Origin of the sequence: Methylobacterium planeticum (genome assembly GCF_008806345.1) — a bacterium.
GTDB classification, from domain to species: domain Bacteria; phylum Pseudomonadota; class Alphaproteobacteria; order Rhizobiales; family Beijerinckiaceae; genus Methylobacterium; species Methylobacterium planeticum.
Map to the genome: position 1 here is coordinate 183,568 of NZ_VZZJ01000010.1, position 10,011 is coordinate 193,578.

Annotated in this window: 4 protein-coding genes; 2 read left to right on the forward strand and 2 right to left on the reverse strand. The window is 71.6% G+C overall.

Features of this window, described 5'->3' with window-relative positions:
* Window positions 1-613: 613 nt before the first annotated feature.
* A complete protein-coding gene (gene gltB / locus F6X51_RS13990; protein WP_407658544.1) occupies window positions 614-5,356 on the forward strand; it encodes a glutamate synthase large subunit in 4,743 nt (1,580 codons plus the stop codon).
* 115 nt (window positions 5,357-5,471) lie between these two features.
* Window positions 5,472-6,902 (forward strand): glutamate synthase subunit beta, encoded by a 1,431-nt coding sequence (locus F6X51_RS13995; RefSeq protein ID WP_150964271.1) that lies wholly within the window; start codon window positions 5,472-5,474, stop codon window positions 6,900-6,902.
* A gap of 282 nt (window positions 6,903-7,184) precedes the next feature.
* Here F6X51_RS13995 and F6X51_RS14000 read toward each other — a convergent pair whose 3' ends face one another.
* Window positions 7,185-8,603 carry an SGNH/GDSL hydrolase family protein gene (locus F6X51_RS14000; RefSeq protein WP_150964272.1) on the reverse strand — a complete coding sequence of 473 codons (1,419 nt, stop codon included), beginning with the start codon at window positions 8,601-8,603 and terminating at the stop codon, window positions 7,185-7,187.
* A gap of 104 nt (window positions 8,604-8,707) precedes the next feature.
* Window positions 8,708-9,901 (reverse strand): lytic murein transglycosylase, encoded by a 1,194-nt coding sequence (locus F6X51_RS14005; protein WP_150964293.1) that lies wholly within the window; start codon window positions 9,899-9,901, stop codon window positions 8,708-8,710.
* Window positions 9,902-10,011 lie beyond the last annotated feature (110 nt).

The following is a 10,011-nucleotide window of genomic DNA, read 5'->3' on the forward strand; positions in this document are numbered from 1 at the left end:
ACCCTGGTCCTCGCCGCCGATCAGATCCGCCGCGTGCCGAAGGCCCGCCTCGCGGGTCCTTCGGCGGTCCTGGCGGGGTCGTTGCCCCGCATGCCGCTTGTGCTCGGCAAGACTTTGTTAACCCATGGATTAGGGCGAGATTGCGGGGCAAACCGGGCGAGACCGCGCCGGCTTGTCTCCGCCGTGTCTCCGGCTTGTCTCCGCCGAGATTCCTGGCGCGGCGGCGGGGCAGGACACGGCGCGCCGGGTCCTGCGGCGATCTCGCCCTGCGGCCGGCGGGGGACGCCCGCTGCAAAACCCATCCGGCCCCGCATCCGGGGCCTTGCTGGACCGATTAAAATCTGTCACTTTCCGTCGTTAGGACAGCATCGCTGTCCCATTTTCGGCAGGGCCTCGAGGGCAGGCAGAGGTTTCGGGACGTGAGCATCGCAGCGTCGAAACGAGATCTGAAGCCGGTCGCCATTCGGGCGATCCGGGCCCACGCCGGCTGAGCACAGGCCGGCGTCGAGCCCGCGGGTGAGCGGGCGCTTCGACACCGAAGACCCGACCAAGACCCGTCGTAGATTGGCGTGAGCCCGGCATCGCTTGATGCCCGGGCATGAAACATGCTCGCATGCGAGCAGGTCGGACAGACGAAGGGGTGTTGAGCGTGGCCGCATCTGTAAGCTTCGAGGCCGTTCCGGCGCAGATCCCGGCCACCCGGGACACGATGAAGCCGCTCGTCGTGCGCGACCCGGCGCTCCCGGCCGCCCAGGGCGCCTACGACCCCGCCCACGAGCGCGATGCCTGCGGCGTCGGCTTCATCGCCGACATGCACAACCGCAAGACCCACGCGGTGGTGCAGCAGGGCCTGCTGATCCTCGAGAACCTCGACCATCGCGGTGCCGTCGGCGCCGACCCGAAGATGGGCGACGGCTGCGGCATCCTGGTGCAGATCCCGCACGTGTTCTTCGCGGAGGAGTGCTCGCGCCTCGGCTTCGAGCTGCCGCCGGCCGGGCAATACGCCATCGGCCAGTTCTTCATGCCGAAGAACGAGGCGGCGCGCCGCACCATCGAGGAGATCGTCGAGAGGGCGCTGGCCGACGAGGGCCTGCCGCTGCTCGGCTGGCGCGACGTGCCGGTCGATTCCGAGGATCTCGGCAAGGCCGTGAAGGAGACCGAGCCGCACCACCGGCAGGTCTTCATCGGCCGGCCCGCCAGCGTCTCGGACGAGGACGGCTTCGAGCGCCGCGTCTACGTCGCCCGCAAGGTCATCTCCGGCAAGGTCTACGGCCTCGGCGACGCCAGCCTGATGGAGTTCTATCCGGTCTCGGTGTCGAGCCGCACCATCGTCTACAAGGGCATGGTGCTGGTGAACCAGCTCGGCCACTATTTCCTCGACCTCAAGGACGCGCGCTTCGTCTCGGCGCTGGCGCTCGTGCACCAGCGCTTCGCCACGAACACCTTCCCGACCTGGCGCCTGTCGCACCCCTACCGGATGGTCGCGCATAACGGCGAGATCAACACGCTGCGCGGCAACGTGAACTGGATGGCGGCCCGCCAGGCGAGCGTCGATTCCGAGCTGTTCGGCAACGACATCTCGAAGCTCTGGCCGATCTCCTACGAGGGCCAGTCCGACACCGCCTGCTTCGACAACGCCCTCGAGTTCCTGGTCCAGGGCGGCTACCCGCTCGCCCACGCCATGATGATGCTCATCCCGGAGGCCTGGGCCGGCAACCCGCTGATGAGCGAGGAGCGGCGCGCCTTCTACGAGTACCACGCCGCCCTGATGGAGCCGTGGGACGGCCCGGCCGCCGTCTGCTTCACGGATGGCCGCCAGATCGGCGCGACGCTCGACCGCAACGGCCTGCGCCCGGCCCGCTACATCGTCACCGAGGACGGCCTCGTGGTGCTCGCCTCCGAGATGGGCACCCTGCCGATCGAGGATTCGCGCATCATCCAGTCCTGGCGCCTGCAGCCGGGCCGCATGCTGCTGATCGACCTCGAGAAGGGCCGCATCGTCTCGGACGAGGAGATCAAGGGGGAGCTCGCCGCCGCGCACCCCTACGCCGAGTGGCTGAAGAACACCCAGATCGTGCTGGAGGACCTGAAGCCCGTGGTGCCGCGCGCCTCGCGCTCGGACGTCTCGCTCCTCGATCGCCAGCAAGCCTTCGGCTACACCCAGGAGGACCTCAAGCTCCTGATGCAGCCCATGGCCGTGACCGGCCAGGAGGCGGTGGGCTCGATGGGCACCGACACGCCGCTCTCGGCGCTCTCGGACAAGGCGAAGCTCCTCTACACCTACTTCAAGCAGAACTTCGCGCAGGTGACGAACCCGCCGATCGACCCGATCCGCGAGGAGGCCGTGATGAGCCTCGTCTCGTTCATCGGGCCGCGGCCGAACCTCCTCGACATGGAGGGCGCTTCCCGCAAGAAGCGCCTGGAGGTGCGCCAGCCGATCCTCACCAACGGCGACCTCGAGAAGATCCGCTCGATCGGCCATTTCGAGGACCGCTTCGACACCAAGACCCTGGACATGACCTACCCGGCCGAGACCGGGGCGGCCGCCATGGAGGGCGCCCTCGACCGCCTCTGCGACCGGGCCGAGGTCGCGGTGCGCGGTGGCTACAACATCATCATCCTGTCGGACCGCGCGGTCGGGCCGGACCGGATCCCGATCCCCGCGCTGCTCGCCACGGCGGCCGTGCACAACTACCTGATCCGCAAGGGCCTGCGCACCTCGGTCGGCCTCGTGGTCGAATCGGGCGAGCCGCGCGAGGTGCACCATTTCGCCTGCCTGGCGGGCTACGGCGCGGAGGCGATCAACCCCTACCTCGCCTTCGAGACGCTGCTCGGCATGAAGGACGAGTTCCCGCCGGACCTCGTCGATGACGAGATCATCTACCGCTACATCAAGTCGATCGATAAGGGCCTCCTGAAGGTGATGTCCAAGATGGGCATCTCGACCTACCAGTCCTATTGCGGGGCTCAGATCTTCGACGCGGTGGGGCTGAACTCGGCGTTCGTGGCGCGCGATTTCTTCGGGACCGCGACCACGGTCGAGGGCATCGGCATGTCCGAGGTCGCCGAGGAGACGGTGCGCCGCCACGCCGACGCCTTCGGGGACGCGCCGATCTACCGGCACGCCCTCGATGTCGGCGGCGAGTACGCCTACCGCCTGCGCGGCGAGGTCCACACCTGGACCCCGGACACGGTGGCGACGCTGCAGCACGCGGTGCGCCTCGGCGTGCCCGAGCGCTACCGCGAGTACGCGCGCCTCGTGAACGAGCAGGAGAACCACCTCAAGACCCTGCGCGGCCTGTTCCGCATCAAGGAGGCGGCCGAGCTCGGCCGCGCGCCGGTGGACCTCGCCGAGGTCGAGCCGGCCTCCGACATCGTCAAGCGCTTCGCCACGGGGGCGATGTCCTACGGCTCGATCTCCAAGGAGGCGCACGAGACGCTCGCGATCGCGGTGAACTCCTTCGGCGGCCGCTCGAACTCGGGCGAGGGCGGCGAGGAGGTCGAGCGCTTCAAGCCCCTGCCGGACGGGCGCTCGCGCCGCTCGGCCATCAAGCAGGTGGCCTCCGGCCGCTTCGGCGTCACGACGGAATACCTCGTCAATTCCGACATGATGCAGATCAAGGTCGCGCAGGGCGCCAAGCCCGGCGAGGGCGGCCAGCTGCCCGGCCACAAGGTCGACGCCAAGATCGCCAAGGTCCGCTACGCGACGCCCGGCGTCGGCCTGATCTCGCCGCCGCCCCACCACGACATCTACTCGATCGAGGACCTGGCCCAGCTGATCTTCGATCTGAAGAACGTCAACCCGGCGGCCGACGTCTCGGTGAAGCTCGTCTCCGAGGTCGGCGTCGGCACCGTCGCGGCGGGCGTCGCCAAGGCGCGGGCCGACCACATCACGATCTCGGGCTTCGACGGGGGCACGGGCGCCGCCCCGCTGACCTCGCTCAAGCACGCGGGCGGTCCCTGGGAGACGGGCCTCGCCGAGACGCAGCAGACGCTGGTGCTCAACCACCTGCGCGGCCGCGTCGCGCTCCAGGCCGACGGCGGCATCCGCACCGGCCGCGACGTGATGATCGCGGCCCTGCTCGGGGCCGACCAGTTCGGCTTCTCGACCGCGCCCCTCATCGCGGCGGGCTGCATCATGATGCGCAAGTGCCACCTCAACACCTGCCCGGTGGGCGTCGCCACCCAGGACCCGGTGCTGCGCAAGCGCTTCAAGGGCACCCCCGAGCACGTGGTGAACTACTTCTTCTACGTGGCCGAGGAGGTGCGCGAGCTGATGGCCGCCATGGGCTTCACCAAGCTCGACGCGCTCGTCGGCCGCTCCGACCTCCTCGACAAGGTCGAGGCGATCTCGCACTGGAAGGCGCGCGGCCTCGACTTCTCGAAGCTGTTCCACCGGCCCGATGTCGGCCCGGAGGCGGCGATCCGCCACGTCGAGAAGCAGCATCACCCGATCGACACGGTGCTGGACCGCCGCCTGATCGCGGGGGCGCAGGCCGCCGTCGAGACCGGCGAGCCCGTGACCCTCTCGGACGTGATCCGCAACTCGGACCGGGCGGCGGGCGCGATGCTCTCGGGGATCGTCGCCAAGGCGCACGGCCACGAGGGGCTGCCCGACGACACCATCCGGGTGCAGCTCGCCGGCACCGCCGGCCAGAGCTTCGGCGCCTGGCTGGCGGCGGGCATCACCCTGGCGCTGACCGGCCACGCCAACGATTATGTCGGCAAGGGCCTGTCGGGGGGCAAGCTGATCATCCGCCCGACGGACGCGCTGCGCTCGCCCTCGGACCGGACCATCATGGCGGGCAACACCGTCCTGTACGGGGCGATCGCGGGCGAGTGCTACATCCGCGGCTCGGCGGGCGAGCGCTTCGCGGTCCGGAACTCCGGCGCCATCGCGGTGGTCGAGGGGATGGGCGACCACGGCTGCGAGTACATGACCGGCGGCGTCGTCGTGTCGATCGGCGAGACCGGGCGGAACTTCGCGGCGGGCATGTCGGGCGGCATCGCCTACGTGCTCGACGAGGACGGCTCGTTCTCGGCGCGCTGCAACCTCTCGATGGTCGATCTCGAGCCCGTCGAGGAGGAGGACGACCTGATGCGCCGCTTCCACCAGGACGGCGACCTGGAGACCAAGGGGCGGGTCGACATCCTGGCCAACATGTCCGGCCACGACGAGGAGCGCCTGAGCCAGCTCATCACCAATCACCTCAAGTACACGGGCAGCCCTCGGGCCCAGGCCATCCTCGACGATTGGGCGGGCTACCGCACCCGGTTCGTCAAGGTGATGCCGGTCGAGTACCGCCGGGCCCTGCGCGAGATGGAGATGGCCCGGATGCCGGTGGCGGCCGAGTAGCGCCGCCACCCAGGGACCATGACGGGGGCGGCCGGGCTCGGACCGGCCGCCCCGGACGGACAGCGACGATGCAAGGGGGCGGGATCAGGCGATCCGCCAGCCCAGGGACGGATCGATGGGCAAGGTCACAGGCTTCCTCGAATTTGACCGGCAGGAGCAGAAGTATCAGCTCGCCGCCGACCGGGTGCGGCACTTCCGCGAATTCACGCTGCCGCTCGACGAGCACGACCTGAAGAAGCAGGCGGCGCGCTGCATGGATTGCGGCATCCCGTTCTGCCACGGTCCGACCGGCTGCCCGGTCCACAACCAGATCCCGGACTGGAACGAGCTCGTGTTCCAGTCGGATTGGGAGGAGGCCGCCCGCAACCTCCACTCCACGAACAACTTCCCCGAGTTCACCGGCCGCATCTGCCCCGCGCCCTGCGAGGAGGCCTGCACCCTCAATCTCGAGAACCAGCCGGTCGCCATCAAGACGATCGAGCAGGCGATCGCCGACCGGGCCTGGAACATGGGCTGGGTCAAGCCGGAGGTCCCGGAGACCCGCACCGGCAAGCGCGTCGCGGTGGTGGGCTCCGGCCCCGCCGGCATGGCCGCCGCCCAGCAGCTCGCCCGCGTCGGTCACGACGTCCACGTCTTCGAGCGCGAGCCGAAGGCCGGCGGCCTGCTCCGCTACGGCATCCCGGACTTCAAGATGGAGAAGCGCCACATCGACCGGCGCGTGAAGCAGATGGAGGCCGAGGGCGTCGTCTTCCATTACGGCGTGAATATCGGCGTCACCAAGTCCGTCGAGGAGCTGACCGCGGAGTTCGCCGCGGTCCTGTTCGCCGGCGGCGCCGAGGATCCGCGCAACCCGCAGCTGCCCGGGCAGGAGTTCGAGGGCGTGCATTACGCCATGCCCTACCTCGTCCAGTCGAACCGCCGCGTCGGCGCCGAGCCGATGCCCGGCAACGGCGAGGAGCCGATCCTCGCCTCGGGCCGGAACGTCGTGGTGATCGGCGGCGGCGACACCGCCTCCGACTGCGTCGGCACCGCCTTCCGCCAGGGCGCCCTCTCGGTGACGCAGCTCGACATCCGTCCGCGCCCCCCGGAGCGCGAGGACAAGCTGACGGTGTGGCCCTACTGGCCGACCAAGATGCGGACCTCCTCGAGCCAGGCGGAGGGGGCGGAGCGCGAATTCCAGGCCGCGACGCTCCGGCTCGAGGGCAAGAAGGGCCGCCTCACGGGCGTCGTCTGCGCCCGGGTCGACGCCAAGCGCCAGCCGATCCCCGGCACCGAGTTCGTGCTCCCCGCCGACCTCGTCTTCATGGCGATCGGCTTCGCCGGCTCGATCCGCAAGGGCATGCTGGAGCAATCCGGCATCGTCATGGACAAGCGCGGCAACGTGACGGCCAACGAGGACGATTACCGGACCTCGCACGAGAAGATCTACGCCGCCGGCGACATGCGCCGCGGCCAGTCCCTCGTGGTCTGGGCGATCCGGGAAGGCCGCCAGGCCGCCCGCTCCATCGACCTGGCCCTCATGGGCACGAGCGTCCTGCCGCGCTGAGCCGGTCTGCCGCCGGGGAGGACCCGCGGCGCGGTTCGGGATGCCGCCCGGTATCGCGACGCGCCCCCCCTCCCGCTCCGCGAGGGCCGGGGTGGAGGATGCGCCTTGTCCGGGCACGTCGCACCCCTCACCCGGTCCGCTGTCGCGGACCCGACCTCTCCCGTACGGGAGCGGTGAGGCGCTTCGTCCGCGCCCCATCGTCGCTCGGAGGCGCTGGCCGGACCCACGATCGCGCCTCGGATCTCGGACCGGGCGCGGGTGTCGCGACGCGGGCGGTCGCGGTCAGCCCGGCGGCCAGCGGAAGTCGTCGGCGCGGCCGGGTTGCGGCAGGGGGGCGGCGCCGCGCTGGAGAGCCCGTTCCACGTTGCCGGAGGTGTCGCCGTCGCGCGGGCGGCCGCTCATCAGGACGCCACCGGGGGAGACCTCGGCCCGGCCGAGGGGCACCACGGGCCCGGCAAGCGGCTTGACCGGCAGGGCCGGGATGCCCGGCGGCTCGGGCAGGCTCGGCAGCATCGCGGTGATCTGCCGGTCGATCGCCGCCGTGTCGTCGAGCTTCGGAGGAGCGCCGTCGAGGGTCGGTCCCGGGGTGGCCGCCACCGCCGCCGGCTGGTCGGCGGGGGCCGGGCTCGCCGCGCCCATCAGGCGCTTCAGCTCGACATCGGCGAAGTGGGCGAGCTTGCGCGCGCCCGCATGGGTGAAGTGCACCCCGTCCTGGGTGCGCAGCTTGGCGTTCTGGCCCTCGAGATCGGGGCCCGAGGGCGTGTAGCGGTTGCGGTCGTCGACGAAGCCCGGCCAGATGTCCACGTAGGTGCCGCCGCCCCGGGCGACGCGCTCGCGGACTATGTCGTTGATGGCGGCGAGGTCGGTGGTCAGGCCCTCGCTGCGCATTGGCGGGGTTCCGACCCAGATCAGCGGGATCTTGCGGTCGGCGAAGACCTTCACCATCGCGTCGACCCGGTCGCGGTAGATCTCGCGCCAGCGGTCGGTGAGCGGATCGACGCTCTGGTCGCCCTCGCGGATCGGCTGGCGGTCGTTGGCTCCGACCATGACCAGGGCGTAGCTGACCTTCGGGTTCGCCTTGAGGAAATCCTCGGCGGCCTTCGGCCAATCCACCACGTCCTTGCGCACGAGGCCGCTATCGCCCTTGGCGCGGTCGAGGACGGCGACGTCGGCATTGTCCTCGAACACGTCGTCGAGGCCCTTGCTGAGATGGTCGGCGAGCGAATCGCCGAAGACGGCGATCTGGGTGTTCGGCGCGGCCTTGGGCGCCACGGGCTTCGGGGGCGCCGCGACCGGGGCCGGCCGGACCCGCCGCTTCTGCAGGCGCTGCGCGTCGGCGGTCGCCGCCGGGGCGCGGGGTCTGGGCGGGCGGTAGCTCGGCTCGGGCTGCGGCTGCGGCTGGGCCTGCTGCGGCCGGTCCTCCCAGGGCCAGTAGAACTGGCGTGGGGCCTCCTGCGGCTGCGGCGCGTAGCGGCGCGCCTGCCGGCCCCCGTAGGCGCTGTCGTCCCGGTAGTAATTGTCCCGGGCGCGCCGGCGCGGCGGCGCCGCGTAGGGATCGGTCCGGGGCTGCTCGAAGGCATCGCCCCACTGGGCGGCGGCGGGATCGGGGGTGAGGCTCAGCGCGGCGGCGAGGCAGGCCGTTCCGAGGAGCGCCCGGAGCAACGCGGGCCGCGGGCCGATCCGCGATCGGAGCTTCGTCATACGCACCCTCGCTACGCAGCTCTGGCCCACCGGCCGCCCCGGATCCGGCCCGGCTCGCGGAGGCGACCATACAGAAGGACGGGCCGCGCGTCTAAATCCGCCATCTAGGGCCGGGCCCCGAGCCGGTCGAGGAGTTCCGGCGCCGCGTAGCCGTCGGCCACCATCCCCTCGCGGATCTGGTAGCGGCGCACCGCCTCGCGCAGCTTCGGACCGGCCCGGCCGTCGGCCTCGCCCGCGTAGAGGCCCTGCGCCGAGAGGCCGCGCTGGAGCGCCGTCAGGCCGGCGGCGTCGAGGCGCCGCGCCCCGCTCGGCCAGGGGCTCGCGAGCGCCGGCGCCCCGGCGAGGCGGTCCGCCAGGTGGCCGACCGCGAGGGCGTAGGAATCGGAGGTGTTGTAGGCGCGCACCACCTCGAAATTGTCGGTGATCAGGAAGACGGGCGCCCCGGCCCCGCCGGGCAGGAACAGGCTGGCCCGACCCGTGGCGGGCAGCGGCTTGCCGTCGGTGCGGCGCACCCCCCGGCCGGCGAACTCGCCGAAATCGCCCGCGTAGCGGCTGAGGTCGAAATCGGCCGGCAGGCTCACCGCGTAGCCCCAGGATACGGCCGGGTTCCAGCCGAGGTCCTTGAGGTAGCCGGCGATGGAGGCCAGCGCGTCGGCATCCGAGGTCCAGATGTCGCGGTGGCCGTCCCCGTCGAAATCGACCGCGTGCTGCAGGAAGGTCGAGGGGAGGAACTGCACCTGCCCCATCGCGCCGGCCCAGGAGCCCTTCATCCGCTCCGGCGCGATGTCGCCGCGCTGCAGGATCACCAGGGCGGCGATGAGTTCCTGCCGGAACAGGTCGCCCCGGTGCCGGACCTGCGCCAGGGTCGCGAGGGCCCGGATCGTCGGGACGCTGCCGGCGCTCGCGCCGAAATCGGATTCGACGCCCCAGAACGCGAGGGTGATCCAGCGCGGCACGCCGGTCCGGGCCTCGATGGCCGCGAGGGTGTCGGCGAGGGCGGCCGCCCGCGCCCGGCCCCGCGCGATCCGCCCGCTGGAGACGGCGCCGACGAGATACTCCCAGACCGGCCGCGCGAACTCGCCCTGGCGCTTCGTCCGGGCGAGGACGTCGGGGTCGGGACCGGTCACGCCCCGGAAGGCCGCCGCGAAGATCGCGTCCGACACCCCGCGGGCCCGCGCCTCGGGGCGCAGGCCGGCGACGAAGGCGGCGAAGCCCTCGGGCGCCTCCGCCGCCGCGGAGGTCGGCGGTCCCGGCGCGGCGAGCGAGCTTGGCGCCACGAGCGAGCCTGGCGCGGCCAGGACGGCCGCGGCGACGACGAGGCCGCGCCACAGGGCCCGCACCGGCGTCAGACCCGGTTGCGCCGGCCGAGGGCGTCCTCCCAGGCGAGCGCCTGGCGCACGATGCCGTC